Below are 18385 nucleotides of genomic sequence, written 5' to 3' on the forward strand. Positions count from 1 at the left end.
TCGGCTCCTGGGGGGGGAAGAGGGGCGGATCAGACGAACAGCGGCACAGGGTTCAGGTCGGCGCGGGCGACGGGCTCCGGCAGCCGTCCCAGGCTGACGGGGACGTCGTAGAGCCTGCCGGGGGCGAACCGGGTCCAGAACGAACGCAGTCCGGGGACCAGGACCTTGACGACGGGCAGCCCGACGTCGGGGCGGGTCTGGTCGAGGACGAGCAGGTCGAGTCCGCGTGCCCGCACCGCCTCGGTGACGGCGGTGAGGTCGTCGCGCAGATCGGTGCCCGTGGGGAAGGAGAAGTCGGCGAGGGTGCTCGCGGCCGTGGCGGCCGGCCGGAGGTAGGGCTGGTTGCGCGTCGTCGCGCCCCGCCACCAGTGCAGCAGTTCGGGGTCGTCCAGGGCGTAGCCGCCGCCGTCCGCGCGGGCGTCGACGGCGGCCGGGAGCAGCTGGTTGAGCTCGGTCAGGGCCCGCCGCAGGGCGATCCTCGCGTCGAGGTGCGCGCCGAAGCCGAAGACGATGTCCTCGGCCGCCTTGTCGGTACGGCGGGACAGCGCGGCGAACACGGGGATGCCGAAGTCCGAGGTGAGGTCGAGCGCCCACACCTCACGGCCGAGACCGCGGTGGACGTCGATGAGTTCCTCGGTCCACAGGTCGGCTCCGGCACGCAGGTCCAGGGCGGGCCGGGGGGTGCGGTTGTACCACCACAGGGCGACGGCGTCGCGCTCGACGAGTTCCAGGAAGCCCTGCAGGACGGCGTCCTCCAGGCTGCTGCCGGCCGCGTTGCCGTTGGAGTCGGCGTGCACGAACCGGCGGCCCGCGACGGGGTCGTGGCGTTCGGCGGCGGTGGTGAAGTAGAGCAGTGCGGTGGGCAGCAGCCGGTGGCGCTGCCCGGTGAGCGACCAGACGGGGGTCCAGTCGACCGCCGCGTCCTCGTCGAAGCGTTCGGGGACGTGGTGGAACCCGGAGTGGGTGGCGTTCCACGCGTCGCGGCCGGCGTACTGCTCGTCGGCGTACAGCTGGCAGGTGTCCGGGTGTACGGCGAGACCGTCGAGGTCCCGGTAGCTGGCCCGGATGCGGTACTCGTCGCCGTGCAGACAGCCGGAGTAGCGCTCGACGGCTTCGCACAACGCGCTGACCTCCGCGTCCAGCGCGGTGACGCCCTTGCCGCCGTTGACCTGTCTCAGGCCGCCCAGCAGCCCGGTCAGGCCGGGGGCGCCGGAGACCGGGTTGGGGCCGGAGTTGAAGCTGTTGAGGAACGACGGGCCGCCCTCGATCCGGGTGATGTCGGCGACGACACCGGTGACCGGGCTGACGAGGTGGCCGTATGTGTCGAGCATCTGCTGCGCCGAACGGGAGCGGTGGCCCCCGCCGCCGCCCGGCGCCTTGGGCCTGGAGCGCGGGACGACGGGGGCCAGGGCGCGCTGGGCGGCGAGGCCCGGGTCGCCGCAGTCGGGGCACTGCGGCCGACGGCGTACCACGTGGTGGCGGGAGCCCAGGGTCAGGGTGTCGAAGGTGAGCAGCCGGTCCTGGGCGGAGTGGTGGCCTGCCAGCCACTTGGCGGCCTCGATCGCGGCGAGGTGCAGACCGGCGCCGAGGGTGCAGGGGATGCCCGCGGCGGGGCCGGGCACCGGGCCGGTGCGGCCGAGGGCGGCCCCGACCTGGGACTCGACGCCGCGGTGCAGACGTACCGGGTGGGCCAGGCAGGACCAGCAGGCGCCGGTGCCCGGGCGGAAGACGGGGCCGACCCAGATGGTGGTGCCGCTGGGCTTGACCAGCAGCCACGGCCGGCCGCTCGCACGGTGTTCGGCGTCCAGGACGGCCAGTTCAGGGGCGAGGTAGTCGTCGCAGATGACGACGGTGAGGGCGGCGCCGGGCGCCGGCTCGGTGGTGACGGCGAGACCGGAGGCCCGGAGCGCGCGGACGGCGTGCGCGGCGTCGAAGTCACCGACGGTGCGCAGTTCCACGACGGTGGACGCGGTCCGCAGTCGGGTCCGGTGTCCTTCGAGGCCCGCGAGTTCCCAGTAGGCCTCGGCGCTGTGGTCGGCCGGCTCGGAGCAGTGGTGCTCCCGGTACTCGATGAAGCCGGCGTCGGCGAGTTGGGCGAGAAGGGCGGTGAGCCGCTCGGCGGGCAGCGGTTCCGGGCTGTCCCGCAGCAGTGCGGGCAGGTCCCGGCTGCCGTCGAGGAGCGGCACGACCGCTTCCAGATGGGGTGCCCTGAGGGCGGTGATCCCGTGTTCGGAAATCAGATAGGTGGCGTCGTCCGGCACCACCTCCGCACGGAGGTGGCGCCGGAACCCGATCAACGTCCGGTTCATGAGGCGTTGTTGCTCGCATAGCAGAGGGTGAACAGGGCGGGCCTGGTATTGGGTGCCGTCAGCACTTCGATCACCAGGTCCATGGGCTCGTCCTGCCCGGCATACGGGAGGAACGTCTCCTGGTGCTGCTGCGGGGTGACCGTGGAGCGGCTTTCCTGCGTGACGACCTGACTGATGTGCGTCATGGGGAAGCTCCTGTTTAGAAGGTGTGGTGCCCGGTGCGGACAACAACCAGCATGCGGGGCGGGCGAATCCGGGCACAGTCAAGGCATCACCGGCCCCTTGTGAGGAATTCACACGTCCTCACGACCACTGTTCGGTCCACCGACGGTCCACCCGCCTGCCAGGCCCTGCCTGCATGGTCGTCGCAAAGGCTCCAGCCCCAGGACGGCTTCAGCCCCGAGAACCGCAGAAGGAGGGAGGACCCATGGTGGCCGCGGACCTGAGAAACGATGCGGAACGGTCTCTCGACCAGCTATTCGACTGGTGCTGCGCGGGTACGGGGGCCCGGCCGCCCGGCCGGCCCGGTGTGTTCCGCTTCGTCGTGGAGACCCCGACCGGCACCCGTACCCGCTATGTGACCAGCACGGACGAGGGCACGTCGGTGCTGAGGAGCGCGCCGTACCCGCCCAACTCCACCGTGACGGTGAGCCAGGAGGACCTGACCCGGCTGGTGCTCGGTGACCTGCGCGGCTCGCTGGCTTTCGCCACCGGCGCCCTGCAGATCGAGGGGGACGTGTTCCTCGCGATGACCTGGATCGACCAGCTGAGGAGGGGACTGTGACCGTCCTGTCCCAGGAGAGCGTCCCGGGCACGGGCGAGGCGGGGGCGGCTCAAGTCCCCGCGGAGCCCGCCCAGTTGACCAACGGTAGCGGACGGCTGGCGGAGCTGCGGCATGTGCGGCAGCAGGCGCTGGCCGGTCCCGACCCCAAGGCCACCGAGCGGCAGCACGCCCGCGGCAAACTGACCGCGCGCGAGCGCATCGGGCTGCTGCTGGACGAGGGCTCGTTCACCGAGATCGAGGGACTGCGCCGGCACCGCGCGACCGGCTTCGGCCTGGAGGCGAAGAAGCCGTACTCGGACGGTGTGATCACCGGCTGGGGCACGGTCCACGGCCGTACGGTCTTCGTCTACGCGCATGACTTCCGCATCTTCGGCGGCGCGCTCGGCGAGGCGCACGCCCAGAAGATCCACAAGGTGATGGACCTCGCCGCCTCCGCCGGCGCCCCGCTGGTCAGCCTCAACGACGGGGCGGGCGCCCGGATCCAGGAGGGGGTGACGGCGCTGGCCGGATACGGCGGCATCTTCAGCCGCAACACCCGCTCCTCCGGCGTCATCCCGCAGATCAGCGTGATGCTCGGCCCGTGCGCGGGCGGCGCGGCCTACTCCCCCGCCCTGACCGACTACGTGTTCATGGTCCGTGAGACCTCGCAGATGTTCATCACGGGCCCGGACGTGGTCCGCGCGGTGACGGGGGAGGAGATCAGCCAGAACGGGCTCGGCGGTGCCGACACCCACGCCACGATCTCGGGCGTGGCGCACTTCGTGTACGACGACGAGCCCTCGTGTCTCGAAGAGGTGCGCTATCTGCTGTCGTTGCTGCCGCAGAACAACCGGGAGCTGCCGCCCGTCGACGCGGGCGACGACCCCGACGACCGGGTCTGCGAGGCGCTGCTCGACCTGGTCCCGGAGGACCCGTCGCGGCCGTACGACATCCGGAAGGTGATCGAGGAGATCACCGACAACGGTGAGCATTTCGAGGTGCAGGCCGGGTGGGCCGGCAGCGTGGTGTGCACGCTGGCCCGGCTCGGCGGGCAGGTCGTGGGCATCGTCGGAAACCAGCCGCAGGCCCAGGCCGGGGTGCTGGACATCCACTCCTCGGAGAAGGCCGCGCGGTTCGTGCAGACCTGCGACGCCTTCAACATCCCGCTGGTGACGCTGCTGGACGTGCCGGGCTTCCTGCCCGGGGTCGACCAGGAGCACGGCGGCATCATCCGGCACGGCGCCAAGCTGCTGTACGCGTACTGCAACGCCACGGTGCCGCGGATCCAGGTGATCCTGCGCAAGGCGTACGGCGGCGCGTACATCGTCATGGACTCCCGGTCGATCGGCTCAGACCTGTCGTTCGCGTGGCCCACCAACGAGATCGCGGTGATGGGCGCGGAGGGCGCGGCCAACGTGGTCTTCCGTCGGGAGATAGCCGCCGCGGACGACCCGGAGGCGGAGCGGGCCCGCCTGATCGCGTCCTACAAGGACGAGCTGATGCACCCGTACTACGCGGCCGAACGGGGCCTGGTGGACGACGTGATCGACCCCCGGGACACCCGCCGGCTGCTGATCACCTCCCTGCGGATGCTGCGCGCGAAGCACGCCGAGGTACCGGCCCGTAAGCACGGAAACCCGCCGATGTAGGGGCGGTTCGGGTGGGCGGCGCACCGGATGGGTAGGTCCGGTGCGCTGTCCGTTCGGCACCACGTCCTCCGTATCACCACACTCGATCCACACGCGAAGAGGAGTTCCGATGAGTCACACCCTCCCCTGGTCCAACGGGCCGGCGGCCGGGGCCGGAGGCGGTCAGGTCGTCGTCATGGCATCCCGGTTGAAACTGAAGTCGCTCCTGCGTGTGCCGCGTTTCTTCGTCCTGTCCGGGGGCGTCTACAAGCAGGCGCAGAGGTCCCCCGGGAACGTGGGGGTCTCGCTGCGGGCCGACCCCTGGCACAAGACGTTCTGGACGCTCTCGTCCTGGGAGAGCCGGGAGGCGCTGCAGTCGTACATCGGCACCGAACCGCACCTGTCGGTGATGTCGAAGCTGAAACCGGCCATGCGCGATTCGCTGTTCACCTCCTGGAAGCAGGACGCCGCGTTACCGCCGAGCTGGGAGGAGGCCGACCGGCGACTGGCCGAGCAGGAGGCGCGCCGCGCCGCCGCCGATCCGCAGCGCGGCTGACGCGGCGCACCCGCCGGCCCGCACGCCGGCCCGCGCACATGGAGGTACGGGTACGACGGCAGGGGACGCCGTCGTACCCGTACCTCTGTGCTCACACGTACCGCGGTCGGGGCGCCGGCCCGAACAGGTGGCCCACGATGTCGGCCAGCCGGCCCGCGCCGATGCCGTGCCGCTGGGTGCGCAGGGCGAACCTCAGGTGCGGCCGGGCCGGATCGAACTCGTCGGTCAGCAGCGGCGGCAGCAGCGCGGCCGGGGTCCTGCGCACCAACTCGGCGCCGGTGCGCAGGAATTCGACGCCGGGGCGGCGCAACGTGCCGGGCAGCCAGTCGAGGACCGGGATACGGACGTCGACGGGCTCGTCCGGGTAGGGGGCGAGCCCGGGCACCGACGGGTCGGGGGCGCGCACCAGCCGGCGTACGGACGGGGGCGCCGCGGCTAGTTCCTCGGCCAGCAGACTGACGGTGTGTTCCGCCCCGTCGAGGACGACCAGCACGTTGCGCCGGGCGGCGAGATGGGCGGTGAGTGCGGCGGCGTCGGCGGCCTGGGGCCAGATGCCCACGGGACGCCAACGGCCGGGTCCGGGCCTGGTCCACAGCATGCGGCGGCTGCCCTCGAAGACGACCAGGGTGCCGCCGTGGCGTTCGGTGGCGACGGTCTGCACCAGCTGTGCCGCCTGCTCGGTGTGTGCCAACTCCCGGACATCTTCGGTCTGTTCGGTCTGTTCGGTCTGTTCGGTCTGTTCGATCTGTGCGGCCGTCATGGTCACACCGACTTCGCGACGAGGGCGAGCGGCAGATGCCGCAGCACGGCGCCGGCCGGCGCCCACGGCCACGCGGGCACATAGGCCTTGGCCGGTTCGCGTTCCATCGCGCGCACCAGGAGTGCGCAGCCCTTGTCGGTGTCCATGATGAACGGCGTCTTCTCCAGGTGCTCGTTCATCTCGGTGCGGATGTAGCCGGGGAACAGCGCGGTGACCTTCAGCGGGGTGCCGAGGACATCGGCGCGGATACCGTCGGCGAGGATGGCGAGGCCGGCCTTCGAGGCGGCGTACGCCGTCAGGTGCCGGGGCATACCGCGGGCCGCGCTGACCGAGGACACCACCACGAGGTGGCCGGACCCCTGGTCCCGGAAGGTCTCCATGGCGGCCTCGCACTGGGCCAGGCCCGCGAGGAAGTTGGTCTCGGCGGTGGCCCGGTTGACCTCGAACCGCCCGGTGCCGACGGAGGCGCCCGAGCCGAGGCCGGCGTTGACGACGATCCGGTCCAGGCTGCCGAACTCCCGCCGTACGGAACGGAAGGCGGCCGCGGTGGCCTCGTAGTCGCGTACGTCGAGTTGACGCACCGTCACCTGGATGCCCGGGTAGGCGCGGGTGAGTTCCTCGCGCACCTCCTCCAGCTTGTCCGCGCGGCGGGCGCACAGGGCCAGGTTCCGTCCCCGCGCCGCCAGTTGGCGGGCCATGCCGCGGCCGAGACCCGAACTCGCCCCGGTGATCAGGATGTTCTTGCGCATGTCTCCTCGTTCCTCGGGCCGGGATCAGCCCGTCGCTGCGGCGGGTGCGGGTGCGGGAGCGTCGAGGGCCGGCTGCGGGCGGAGGGCGGCCGAGGCCCGGGCGAGGCTGTGCAGGACGGCGATCCGGCGCCGTTCGGTGCGGTCGAGGCCATGTCCTCGTACGCAGGCCGCGACGGCGATCTCGTCGGCGCGGCGCCGGATGAGGCGGGCGCTCTCCTCGTCGGGGCGGCCGTAGGTCCGGCGGGCCCGTTCGCCGAGCTGCTCCATGCGGGCCCGGGCCCGGCCGCGCAGGTCGGCGATCTGGGCGCTGCGGGCGCGTCCGCCGGGCGCGCTGGTCAGCCGGGCGCCGAACACCAGGCGCGCGGTGGCCCGGTGGGGCACGACCTCGCCCTTGGGCAGGATCCGGTCGGCGCCGTGGATCATCACGGGGACGACCGGGATGCCGGTGCGGACGGCGAAGTAGAACGGGCCGTCGTTGAACGGGGCCAGGCCGCCGCCGGTCCAGCGGGTGCCCTCCGGGTACATGCACAGCACGTCGCCGCCGTCGAGGACCTCCGTCATGGCGGCCAGGGCGTTGCGGTCCGGCTTGTCGCTGTCGAGCGGGATGCAGCCGACGCTGAGCCGGACCAGCCGTTTGACGGGGTGGTTGAAGTTCGCGGCCTTGGCCGGGAAGTAGACGTGTTCGCCGCGGGCGCCGTAGAGAACGGTCTCCAGCAGGTAGTGGTCGAAGAAGCTCAGATGGTTGGAGACCACGATGAACGGTCCCTCGGCGGGGATGTGGCCGATGCCCTCCACCCCGTCGACGTGGTTTCTGGCGACCCAGTGGCGGAACGACGTGGACAGCGTGTCGTTGATCTTGAAGCTTCCCTTGTGCGGGTCCATCGACGGGTCATCCCTTCCCTCGGGCCCCTGGGGCGATCGCTCCGTGCGGGGCCTGTTCCTGCTGGAGGGCGCGGCTCATCCGGATCGCGGACTGGCGGCGCCGCTGGGTGCGCGGGTGGTCGGCGGGGGCCTCGATGACGCGTTCCAGGGCGGACAGCGCGGCGGTGGGCCGGTCGGCGGCCAGCAGGGCTTCCGCGTGGCCGAGGACATAGCGGGTGTCGCCCCGGCCGAGCCGGTCGGCGGCCTCCAGGTGGGCGACGGCGAGCTCGCGGCGGCCGCCCAGCACGCCGGGTGCGGACAGATGCCAGCGGCCGAGGAGGTAGTTGGCCATGAGGTGGTCCGGGTCCCGGCGCAGCGCCTCCTCGGTGCCGGCCCGCAGCCGCCACAGCGCGGCGACTTTCACGGGCAGCGGACGGGTCTCGTTGCGCAGCGCGGTCAGCCGCAGCCGTCCGACCCGCAGGTCGATGTTGTGCGGGTCGCCGAGCCGCCCCAGGTCGAGCAGCAGCGCGGCCTGCGCGTACAGGGTGCCATCGGGCAGCGGGTCGGTGCGGCTGAGGAGCGCCTCGAAGACCCGGTCGAGATGGCGGGCGGCGGCCCGTGCGGAGCAGGGTCCGGCGGACCACTCGGGGTTCCTGGCCCGCCCGACGAGGGTGGTGAGGGCGGCGTGCCCGGCCCTGACCCGGTCCCGGACCGAGTGCTCGATCGGGTCCTGGGGCAGCACGGGCCCGAAGACGACCCGGGTGCGGCGGCCGTCCGGCCACAGCGCGACGGGCAGGACGGGCGCCCCGGCCCGGTCCCCCGCCGCCACGGCCTGGGCCACACCCCGGACCACCACGGTCTCGTCGTAGGCGAGGGCGTTCAGCGCGTCGGTGCCGTCGAGCCGGCGGGTGGGCTTGCCGCGCACCGCGAACAGAGCGGTGTCCAGCGGGCGTTCGCCGTCGCCGCCGGCCAGCACCACGAGGGGGCCGTGCGCGGGGACGTGCTCGAGGCCCTCGACGGCCGCCGGTAAGCCTCGTACAGCGTGCTTGTTCTGCTTGAGCATGGCCGACCTCCCTGGTCCGCGCGGTCCTACGGATTGAAGTGCGGGTGGGTGTGGTGCGGTGCGTCGGCCGCCGGGGCCTGCTCCGGGCCCCGGCGGCCGGGCCGTCAGGCGCGTGCGGGCTCCTCCTCACGCGCCTTCCGCTCCGCCTCAAGCGCCTCCGGCAGCGCCATGTAGCGGCCCGTGAGGCCGGCCACCAGCAGGCCGACCAGCACGACGATGTAGACCCAGGTGAGCGCGTTGCCCCAGCGGACGTCGTCGGCGTACAGGCCGAGCGCGGCCATCGACAGGATGCTGAGCGTGACGTCCGTCATGAAGCCGGCCCGCATGCGGTGCAGGTCGTGCTCCCACAGGGCCTGCCAGGCGCCGGCGCCGAAGGCGAAGAACCAGGCGCCGAGCATCCGGGCGTCCAGCGGCTCCAGCTGCCAGGCCCAGGCGTCGCCGACGGCCTCGGGGGCGATCCACAGGGCGAACGCGAGGCCCCACAGGACGGCGCCCATGATCGCCGTCGGGATGCTGACGTCGGCCCTCATCGGGGCCGGGCCGCGCGGGTCGGCGACCTTGGGGCCGGTGTTGTGGACCTTGTAGACGAGGAAGCAGGTCACCTGGAACACCGCGAGGGAGGCCAGCCACAGCCAGGCGAAGGCACGGGCGAGTGCCGGGCCCTCGGTGAAGTGGAACTGGTCGGCGTACACGCCGGCCAGCACCAGGGCCGACAGCAGCAGGGTGATCGGGGCGAAGACGGTGCCGCGGGCGCTCGTCCAGTCCTTCTCCGGCAGGGTCAGCAGGAACATCGTGCAGGCTCCCGCGTAGCCGGCGCCCAGTGCGGCGGCGCTCAGCGAGGAGCCCGTCTCCCAGGCGAAGAAGTCACCGGTGCGGGAGCTGAGGAAGTACAGCGGGACGAAGGAGAGCGCGCAGTGGATGAGGACCGGCCAGAAGAACAGGCTGCGCAGCCAGGGGTGGACGGGCCGGGCGATCCGCTCCTCGGAGCGGACCGGCTCGATGATGGTTGCCATGGGAAAGGTCACCTCGTGACGGTGGGAGGGGTGGACGGGGTGGCGGAGCTGTCGGGACGGAGCAGACGCAGGGTCAGCTGGGCCTTGCGCGCGAGGTCGACCCACGACGCGTAGCTGAACCCGAGCCGGTAGCCGTCCGACATCGGGGAGTTGATGCGGTCGAGCGGGACGAGTTCGCCTCGCGCGAGCTGCTCCAGCTGGGCCAGCAGCCGCTCGTAGGTGGGGGCGGTGAGGAAGCCGGTGCCGGGGTCGTCGGGCGACGCGGCGACGGGCTGCGCGGTCTGCTCGTGCTCCTCGGGTACGGCGGGCTCGTCGTCGTCGACGACCGAGTCGTCCCGGCGGATACGCAGCGAGTAGCCCCAACCGCTCTCGATCTGCGGGAGCTTGACCCGGACCAGGTCCAGCCGGGCGGCGGCCTCGTTCTCCTGCTCCGCGGCCTCGGCCCGCATCCGGGCGATCACCTCGACGGAGCGGATCGCGCCGTCTGCGCCGTAGAAGAAGGGGACGCCGGGCCGGGCGACCGGGATGTCGGCGTCGGCGCAGCCGACCCCGTCGATCACCGCGAGGACCTTCTCGTCCTCGGTGACCTTGTCGAGCGGCTTGACGACCAGGAAGGCGGCGCCCTCCGCGGGTGTCAGACCGTCGACCTCGTGGCCGGCCTCCTTGAGCCTGCGCTCGAAGAGATGGGTGAACTCGGGGGTGAGGTTGGCGTGGACGCCGCCGACGAGGGCGACATCGCACTCCCCCTGTTCGAGGTTGCGCTTGGCGAGACCGAGGGCGGTGCCGAAGGAGCACAGGTCGTCGTCGATGACGACACCCGGGCCGCGCAGGTCGAAGATGTTCTGGATGCGGCCCGCGGTGATGTTGTCCATGTACCCGGGCAGCGCGTTCTCCCGGGTGAGCGGGATGTAGCGGTGCACCTCGCGGGTGTAGCTCTCGACCAGCTCGGCGCGGGTCTTCTCGTCGAGCGCCCGGTACTCCGGTACGTCCTCCAGGGCCCGCTCGAACTCCACCAGCCGGATCCGGAAGTTGCGGGTCAGGCCGGATTCGAGGCCGCAGGTCGCGCCGACGAAGACGCCCGCGTTGACCCGGTCGGCGGCGGGCGCCCCGTACTCCTCCAGGGCCTGTCCCGCCGCCATCACCGACAGCAGCTGCGCCCGGTCCAGGTCCTCCAGGACGTTGGGCGGGATGCGGTACGTCTTCCACGGGAAGTCCAGGTCGGTGACGACTCCGCCGCGCCAGGTGCCCTCGGGGTCGTAGATCTCGGCGGCGTCCGGGTGCCAGCGGTCCTCGGGGAAGCCGGTGACGCCGGCGCCCGGCGCCCGGTCGCCGACCAGGCCCTCGGTGTCCCGGGAGAACGGGGCGACGCAGCCGATGCCGAGCACCGCGAGCGGGGCGTTGGCCGTGCTGCGGCTGCTGTCGGTGTGGCCCTGCTGCTCCAGGGCGGCGTCGGCGTGGTGCACGGGGTCGTACTGCTCCACAATGACGCTGGTGTTGACGCCGCCGAACCCGAAGGCGTTGGTCAGCGCCCGGCGCGGCCGGCACTCCTCGGGCGCCTGCCACGACTCGGAGGCGACCGGCACCCGGAACGGCGAGCCATCCAGTTTCATCGCCTCGGGTGCCCGGGTGAAGGCGTGCGTGGGCGGCACGGTCTCGTGCTGGAAGGCGAGCAGGATCTTCAGCAGGTTGGCCATGCCGGCCGCCGAGAAGGTGTGCCCGATCTGGGCCTTGACCGAGCCGAGCCGGATCGAGCCGGGCTCCGCCCCGCTGTCCGCGTACAGCTGCTGGAGGGAGCTGACCTCGACGAGGTCGCCGGTGGAGGTGGCGGTGGCGTGGGTCTCGATGTAGTCGAGCTCCCCCGGCTGCGCGTCGGCGAGTTCGAGGGCGCGGCGCATCGCGGCGACCTGGCCGCGCGAGGACGGCGCGTAGATCGCCTTGCCCTTGCCGTCGCAGCGGGTGGCGACGCCGCGGATCACTCCGGCGATGGTGTCGCCGTCACGGACCGCGTCGCTGAGGCGCTTCAGCAGGACGGTGCCGGAGCCCTCGCCGTTGATCAGGCCGCTGGCGCCCTCGTCGAGCGGGGTGCTGCGGGTGGCGGACAGGCCGCCGATCTTGGCGAAGCAGACGTTGCCGGTGATGTTCATGTTGCCCTGCACACCGGTCGCCAGGACCATGTCGTGGCTGCCGTCCTGGAGGTACTTGACGGCGGTGTCGATCACGGTGAGGCCGGAGGCGCAGGCCGCGTCGCCGATCGCCGCCGGGCCGGGCAGCCCGATCACCCGGGCGACCGCCTTGGCGACGCTGACCTGGAAGACATGGGCGGCGGGCCCGGAGTCGGCGTCGTAGAGCCGGTTCTTCACCGCGGCCGGGAAGCCGCTCTCCAGGGCCGTCCGCTGCCCGCTCTCCAGCGCCTGGAACGCCTCGCTGTTGCGCAGGTGGTGCAGCACCTCGGTGGCGCGGAAGGTGAGCGAGGACTCCATGACCTGTTCGTCGCCCAGCATGTTGCCGACGAACAGCGCGGTGTCGGTGGTGCTCAGCCGGCTCGGGCTGTACCCGGACATCCTGAGGGTCTGCAGGACGGTGTCGAGCACCATCAGCTGGGTGCGGTTGAGTTCGCCGACGGCCTCCCGGCCGATCCGGGTCAGTTCCTCCAGGCCCGAGGGGCCCGCGTAGTCGTCGAGGAAGCCGCCCCAGCGGCAGTACGTCTTGTCGACGACGCCCTTGTCCTCGTTGTGGTAGTCCTCCCAGTCCCAGCGGTTTTTCGGCGGCGAGTCGATGCCGATCCGGCCGCCCAGGATGTTCTGCCAGAACGTGTCGGCGTCGTACGAGTTCGGTGGGAAGACGCAGCCGTATCCCACCACGGCGATCGGGTCGAAGCCCTCGAAGTCAGTCCCAGGCACGGAGCTGCCCTTTCTGCTGGTGGCCGTCCGGCGGCCGGGGGGCCACGGAGGCGATGGCGAAGATGTGGTCGGTGACCCGGCCGTAGCGGACGGCGACCCGGTCGCCCGGATCCGCCCCCTCGGGGAGGGTGATGTCGAACACTCCGGCGGCGGTGTCGGCCGCGCGCAGCCGGGCGGTTCCCCAGCCGTACGCGAAGCCGATGCCGTACGCCTTGAGCAGTGCTTCCTTGACCACCCACAGCGCGGTGCCGCGGTGGCCGGTGTCGAAGGCCTGGAACGCGGTCTCGGCCAGGGCGACCTCGTGGTCGGTGAAGACCGTGCGCCGCAGCGCGGGGCTGAAGCTGCGCAGCGGTTCCACGTCGACGCCGACCCGGCCCCCGTGGGCCAGGGCGCACACCGCGAACCGGAGGGTGTGCGCGAGCGAGATGTCCGTGACGTGCCGGCCGACGGTGCCGGCCAACTCGGGGGTACGGGAGGACAGTTCGGGTTTTCCCGCCCGGCCTCCCGGCTTGTTGCCGAGGACGGCGAGTTCGCTGGGCGTGACGGGCAGTCCGGCCCGTTCCAGGACCAGGCACACCAGGCGCTTGGCCGCGACCCTCCCGGCCAGCCACTCCACCCGCCGTTTCGGTACGGCGATGCGGGTGAGGACCGGGAGTTCGGCCGGAGCCAGGTAGTGCGCCTGGTAGGCCGCGGGGGCCGCCGCGTAGTCCCCGCGGACCTGTGCGATGGGGAGCCACTCGATGGTCACGGCGCCGCCCCCGGGCAGCGGGGTTCCGCTGCCCGGCAGGGCGGTCTCAGTCCAGGAGACGCGTATCGCCCTCATCACGTCCCACCTGTGTCACGACTAGGTCCTGGATCTCGCAGAGCGGGTGGCCCGCCGCGTCGAGGATCCGGGTGCTGATGCGCAGGTCTGAGGGTTTTCCTCCTTGATCGGGTCCGACGGGTCCGACGGTCGAATCGGTGTGCACGGTCTCGCCGGGCAGCGGGACGCGGTGGAAGCGCATCGCCGCGATGGAGACCGGCACCACATGGCTGCCGAGGTGGTGGTAGGCCCACAGCAGGGTGGAGCGCCAGGCGTTGTCGATGACGATGGGCAGGGTCCGCAGCCGGGGCGTCGGGGCGGCGGAGAACAGTCCGCGGCCGGCGTCGACCACGATCTCGCTCACCATCCGCCCGTCCTCGATGTCCCCGACGAACCCGATCCGCCGCACCTGGCGGAAGCGCGGGCCGAAGGTGATCTGCCGGGCGGCCCGCTCGTAGAACCGGTCGATGTCCAACTCGGTGGATTTCTCGACGAGTTCGGCGAGTTCCGGGTCGGGTGCGGGCGTGCTGCCCGGTTGCCGTGCTTGCTGTGCTTGCTGTGCGAAGACGTACGTGCCGCGCGAGTGCACCCGGTCAGCCTCCAGGACCCGGCCGTCGGCGGTGACCAGGTCGGAGCGGATCTCGGCGCGGACCCGGCGGGTCCCGTCCGCCCGCTGTCCGTCCGCCCGGTCCCCGTCTGCCTCGACCTCCGCCTCGGCCTCGAATCGCAGGTCGAGGGGGAAGTTCGGCAGGTGTTTGACGAACTTCAGGAACTCGATGTTCTCCGCCGCGACGACCGTGTGTCCGGGGACCAGGAGCCCGGACGCCTGCACCTGGCCCTCGATGTGCAGCACTCCGGGGAAGGTGCCCGCTCCCTTGACCCGGTGGTCGTCGAGGTAGCGGTCGGCTCGGGGATCGAGCCGTTTGACGGCCCGCACCCTCGTGTCGGTCACCTCCAACACCCGGTCGAGCAGGGGCAGTTCGAAGCGGTCCCGGACGCTGCCGTCGGGGCCGACGGGGACGGCGACCTGGGTGTGCGTGGCGTCCATCGAGGCGTCCTGGCCGCCGTAGCTGTTCTTGCCGATCTCGCCGAAGACCAGTACCTCGGGGTCGTCGCCGCCCTGGAAGACCTCCCGGGCGAAGTGCTGCACACCCTCCTCGACACCCAGGTAGCGCAGTCCGCGCACCTCCTCCTGGACCCGCCGTACCGCCTCGGTGGCGGCCATGCCGACGTCGGACCAGCCGGTCCAGCACAGGGTGAAGACCCGCATGGCGGGGTTGCGGCGGGCGAGCAGCGCGGACAGCTTGGACACGAGGTCGGCGCCGGCGGTGTAGTCGACCTGGCCGTCCATGCCGAACCGGCCGAGGAAGGAGCCGAAGAAGCCGAAGAACTTCAGCTGGTCCTGCTTGACGGCGTGCCACAGGTGGTGGGAGCCGTCGGCCTTGACGCGGACCACGTGCCGGGCGTGGTCCAGGGACTTCTTCGGCACGGTGGCGACCGAGTCCAGACCGGCGGCGTGCACGACCCCGTCGATCCGCCCGTACCGCTGCCGTACCGCGTCGATCGCCGCGGTGACCTGCTCGCCGTCCGAGACGTCACAGACCTCGTAGACCGACAGCGGGTTGATGGCGTGCAGTTCCTCGATGTTCCGGTACAGCTCACGGGCGTTGGCGAGGGCCGCGAACTGCTTCTTCGCCTCGACCGGGGTGATGGCCGGGTTCTTCTTCTTGGCCTGCGGGAACCAGCCCTTGCCCAGGCGGGCGAAGGCCTCGTCGTCCAGCGCCATCCAGTCCTCGGTGCCCTTGGCCGGGCGGGTGCGGCCGAGGATGACCACGCGCACGCCCTCCAGCCGGGCGAGTTCCTTCGCGCATTCGTACGTGATCCCGCGCGATCCCCCGGAGAAGACGACGACGCTGCCCGGGTCGAGTTGGAGGGGCTGTTGCCGCTCGTTGGTGGTGATCTCGTGCGGGACCACCTGGACGATCTTGCGCAGTCCCCGGAGGTGGCCCACCTCGACGGTGCGTTCCGCGTCGGTGGTGATCTCCGCGAGCAGGATGTCCGCCGCGCCGGCCGCGTCGCCCTCGGTGAAGTCGACGACCTTGACGCGGGTGTCCGGGAGTTCGAGGTCGAGGCTCTTGGCGAAGCCCGCGGTGAGGCCGCCCAGGGGGTCCATCGCGCCGTCGGACTCCAGGCCGAACACCCCGCCGACCGCGGTGGCCGCGAAGTAGGCGCCGTCACCGCCGGCCTGGGTGAGGTCGGCGAAGTAGGCCTTGGCGGCAAGGAGGTTGACGGTGAAGTGCTGGTCGGCAGCGGAGCTCCAGTCGGCCGCGGGCCGGTCGAAGGAGGTGGTCGCGGCGGCCGGGTCGGGACCGGTGCCGTAGGGGTGCAGATTGACGACGACCTGGACTCCGCTGTCCGTACGGGCGGTCGCGAGTGCCCGGGCCAGCGATTCGGGGTCGGTGAAGTCGGCGCGGGCCGTGGGCCATTCGTCCAGACCGGTGCTCGCGGAGCTTCTGATGGGCCCGGCGCCGTCCGGTGCGACGACGTACGGCCGTGCGCCGCGCTCGGTGAGGCGCGGGAGCACCTCACGGGCGAGGGCCGTGTCCTGTCCGGTGATCACCACGACCGCCTTGCCGTCCAGGGAGAACGGTGTGGCGTCGGGGTGATCGAGAGGGCTCTCGACCGCGAGGGGGACGTACCGTCCGGCGATGCGGTCGATCGTGCGCTCCAGGACAGGCGGCAGCACCGGCCGGGCGGGTGCCGCCTCGGGTATGTGGCTGTCGTCGGAGCCGTCGCCGCCCGTGCCGGAGGTGCCGCCGCCGCGCGGGCTGCGTCCGCTGGCGGCCTGGAGGCCGGCCACGAACTCGGCGATCCGGTTGAGGGTGTTCAGCGACGACGAGTCGATGTCCTCCACCACCGGAAGCCCCAACACCTCCCGCACCTCACCGAGGATCTCGGCCTGCTTCACCGAGTCGATCCCCAGATCCGCCTCCAGATCCAGATCCGCCTCCAACAGATCAGCCGGATAACCCGTCTTGGCCTCCGCCACCTCCCACACCACACGCTCCGCCTCAGCCAACTCCTCAGCCGTCGCCTCGGCGGGCTCTTCCGATGCGGAGGCTTCTTGTACGGGGGTTTCCTGAGCCGGTGCCGTTTGCGCGGGTGCCGCCGGTGCGGGTGCCGTCGGTGCGGGCCGGGTGGCGGCCTGGAGGCCGGCGACGAACTCGGCGATCCGGTTGAGGGTGTTCAGCGACGAGGAGTCGATGTCCTCCACCACCGGAAGCCCCAACACCTCCCGCACCTCACCGAGGATCTCGGCCTGCTTCACCGAGTCGATCCCCAGATCAGCCTCCAGATCCAGATCCGCCTCCAACAGATCAGCCGGATACCCCGTCTTGGCCTCCGCCACCTCCCACACCACACGCTCCGCCTCAGCCAGCTCCTGGGCCGTCGCCTCGGCGGGCTCGGTCGGCTGCGCGGCCTCCGGGGCCGTGCCGGGCTCGGGCCCCGCGGCGGTCTCCCGTGCCGTCGCGGCAGCGGTGCCGGTGCCGGTGTCGGTGTCGGTGCCACGGGAGGCGTCCACGAGCTGGTCGAGCAGGTGGCCGAGCGGGGCGTCCGACTCGGTGGAGACGGTCGTGTCCGTCAGGCCCAGGTGCGCGGCGAGCGCGGCCGCCAGCTCCTCGCGGACCCGGGTGCTCAGTCCGAGGCCCGCGCCCATCAGCTGGGCGGGGTCGAGGAGTCGTACCGGATAACCGGTGTAGCGGGCGGCGACCTTGAGGAGGTCCTCGCGCAGTTGTGCGGTGGTCGGGGCGCTTTCGGCGGCCGGCTCCTGCGCGGCGGCGGGCTGCTCCTCCGGCTCGACGCCGGTCAGTCCGTGCACCTCGGCGAAGGCGGTGAAGCGGCGCATGCTCTCCACCGCGCCCAGCGACTGGATGTTGGTCGGGGTGACCAGCGCTTCCTTGTCGGAGTCGGCGAGGATCCGCTCGGTCAGCCCGGACAGGATCGACTTGGGGCCGACCTCGACAAAGCTGTTGTGGCCGTCCGCGTGCAGCCGGCCGACCAGCTGCTGGAAGCTGAACGGTGTGACCAGCTGGCGGGCCAGCAGCAGCGGCAGGTCCTGGACGTCCTGCTCGGTGTAGTAGTCGCCGATCACCGTGGACAGGACGGGAACCTTCGGGGCGTGCCAGTCGAGCGCGGCGAGGGTGCGCTCCAGATGCGGTACGGCCTCCTCCAGGAGGTCGGAGTGGAATCCGTGCGAGACCCTGAGCCGGGTGGCCTTGATACCGCGTTCGAGGCACAGCGCGGCGGCCCTGTCGATGGCGTCGGAGTCACCCGAAAGCACCGTCTGGTCAGGCGAGTTGACCAGACTCTGGACGAGGTAGCCGCCCTGACCCCCGCGCAGCAACAGCAGCAGTCGGGAGAGCTGTTCACGGCTGCGGTCGCTGTCGGTCTGCAGGCTCAGCATGCCGCCGCGCCGGGCCTCGGGGATGACCTTGACGGCCATGCCCCGCCCGTACACCGCGCGGACACCGTCCTCCAGCGAGAGCGCCCCGGCCGCGACGAGGGCGCTGATCTCGCCCAGGCTGTGCCCGATGTGGGTCTCGGCGGTGATGCCCCGGCTCTCCAGCAGCCGGTGCGCGACCATGCTGCCGGCGAAGATCGCGGGCTGCATGACGACCGGGTCCTGGAGTTCCTTCGCCGGGTCGTTGCCGCCGGAGCTGAACATCCGGCTGGTCAGGGTGTGCCCGGCCAGCGAGCGGTAGGTCTCGTCGATCCGCTCGAACGTCTCCGCGGCGACCGGGTTCTCGGCGGCGAGGTCGGCGAACATGTCGGGGTACTGCGCCCCGTGGCCGGGGAACAGGAAGGCGGTGCGCAGGTCGACACCCGTGGTGCCCAGATAGACACCCTGGGCCTGAAGGGCCCGTCGGCTGGCGGCGGAGACCTTCTCCCCGTTGCGGGCTTCGGTCTGTGTGATGGTCAC

At 71.9% G+C, this 18385-nt stretch carries 13 protein-coding genes; 3 read left to right on the forward strand and 10 right to left on the reverse strand.

Annotated elements, in window-relative coordinates; translation table 11 throughout:
* Positions 1 to 29 precede the first annotated feature (29 nt).
* Together AB0H86_RS24710 and AB0H86_RS24715 are read right to left on the reverse strand one after the other, a co-directional pair.
* Positions 30 to 2309 (reverse strand): TOMM precursor leader peptide-binding protein, encoded by a 2280-nt coding sequence (locus AB0H86_RS24710; protein WP_362442649.1) that lies wholly within the window; start codon positions 2307 to 2309, stop codon positions 30 to 32.
* Positions 2306 to 2494, reverse strand: coding sequence for a hypothetical protein (locus AB0H86_RS24715; RefSeq protein ID WP_362442652.1), 189 nt, complete (start codon positions 2492 to 2494; stop codon positions 2306 to 2308). The genes AB0H86_RS24710 and AB0H86_RS24715 overlap by 4 nt, the downstream gene beginning before the upstream one ends.
* 242 nt (positions 2495 to 2736) lie before the next feature.
* Between AB0H86_RS24715 and AB0H86_RS24720 the strand changes: the two genes are divergently transcribed.
* From AB0H86_RS24720 to AB0H86_RS24730, 3 genes are all read left to right on the forward strand, one after another.
* On the forward strand, positions 2737 to 3093 hold the full coding sequence (locus AB0H86_RS24720) for an SCP2 sterol-binding domain-containing protein (protein ID WP_362442655.1): 357 nt from the start codon (positions 2737 to 2739) through the stop codon (positions 3091 to 3093).
* 74 nt (positions 3094 to 3167) lie between these two features.
* Positions 3168 to 4721, forward strand: coding sequence for an acyl-CoA carboxylase subunit beta (locus AB0H86_RS24725; protein ID WP_362443204.1), 1554 nt, complete (start codon positions 3168 to 3170; stop codon positions 4719 to 4721).
* Between the two features lie 109 nt (positions 4722 to 4830).
* Entirely contained in the window at positions 4831 to 5256 is a 426-nt protein-coding gene (locus AB0H86_RS24730) for a DUF3291 domain-containing protein (RefSeq protein ID WP_362442657.1), read from the forward strand.
* A 91-nt stretch (positions 5257 to 5347) separates the two neighbouring features.
* Here the strand turns inward: AB0H86_RS24730 and AB0H86_RS24735 are convergent, their stop codons facing one another.
* The 8 genes from AB0H86_RS24735 to AB0H86_RS24770 all read right to left on the reverse strand — a co-directional run bounded on the left by AB0H86_RS24735 (position 5348) and on the right by AB0H86_RS24770 (position 18385).
* Entirely contained in the window at positions 5348 to 6016 is a 669-nt protein-coding gene (locus AB0H86_RS24735) for a hypothetical protein (protein ID WP_362442660.1), read from the reverse strand.
* A gap of 2 nt (positions 6017 to 6018) precedes the next feature.
* On the reverse strand, positions 6019 to 6765 hold the full coding sequence (locus AB0H86_RS24740) for an SDR family oxidoreductase (protein ID WP_362442663.1): 747 nt from the start codon (positions 6763 to 6765) through the stop codon (positions 6019 to 6021).
* A 24-nt stretch (positions 6766 to 6789) separates the two neighbouring features.
* Positions 6790 to 7647 carry a lysophospholipid acyltransferase family protein gene (locus AB0H86_RS24745; RefSeq protein ID WP_362442666.1) on the reverse strand — a complete coding sequence of 286 codons (858 nt, stop codon included), beginning with the start codon at positions 7645 to 7647 and terminating at the stop codon, positions 6790 to 6792.
* A 7-nt stretch (positions 7648 to 7654) separates the two neighbouring features.
* Positions 7655 to 8689 (reverse strand): hypothetical protein, encoded by a 1035-nt coding sequence (locus AB0H86_RS24750; protein WP_362442668.1) that lies wholly within the window; start codon positions 8687 to 8689, stop codon positions 7655 to 7657.
* 104 nt (positions 8690 to 8793) lie between these two features.
* Positions 8794 to 9702: a hypothetical protein gene (locus AB0H86_RS24755; protein WP_362442670.1), complete on the reverse strand. Its 909-nt coding sequence runs from the start codon at positions 9700 to 9702 to the stop codon at positions 8794 to 8796.
* A gap of 8 nt (positions 9703 to 9710) precedes the next feature.
* A complete protein-coding gene (locus tag AB0H86_RS24760) occupies positions 9711 to 12602 on the reverse strand; it encodes a beta-ketoacyl synthase N-terminal-like domain-containing protein (RefSeq protein ID WP_362442672.1) in 2892 nt (963 codons plus the stop codon).
* Complete coding sequence (locus tag AB0H86_RS24765) at positions 12589 to 13425, reverse strand: 4'-phosphopantetheinyl transferase superfamily protein (protein ID WP_362442675.1); 837 nt, start codon at positions 13423 to 13425, stop codon at positions 12589 to 12591. Before AB0H86_RS24765 ends, AB0H86_RS24760 begins: the two co-directional genes overlap by 14 nt.
* The gene (locus tag AB0H86_RS24770; RefSeq protein WP_362442678.1) at positions 13397 to 18385 is read right to left on the reverse strand and encodes an SDR family NAD(P)-dependent oxidoreductase; all 4989 of its coding nucleotides are present in this window, start codon (positions 18383 to 18385) and stop codon (positions 13397 to 13399) included. Before AB0H86_RS24770 ends, AB0H86_RS24765 begins: the two co-directional genes overlap by 29 nt.

Source organism: Streptomyces sp. NPDC050997 (assembly GCF_040660135.1).
In the GTDB taxonomy this organism is placed as follows: Bacteria; Actinomycetota; Actinomycetes; order Streptomycetales; family Streptomycetaceae; genus Streptomyces.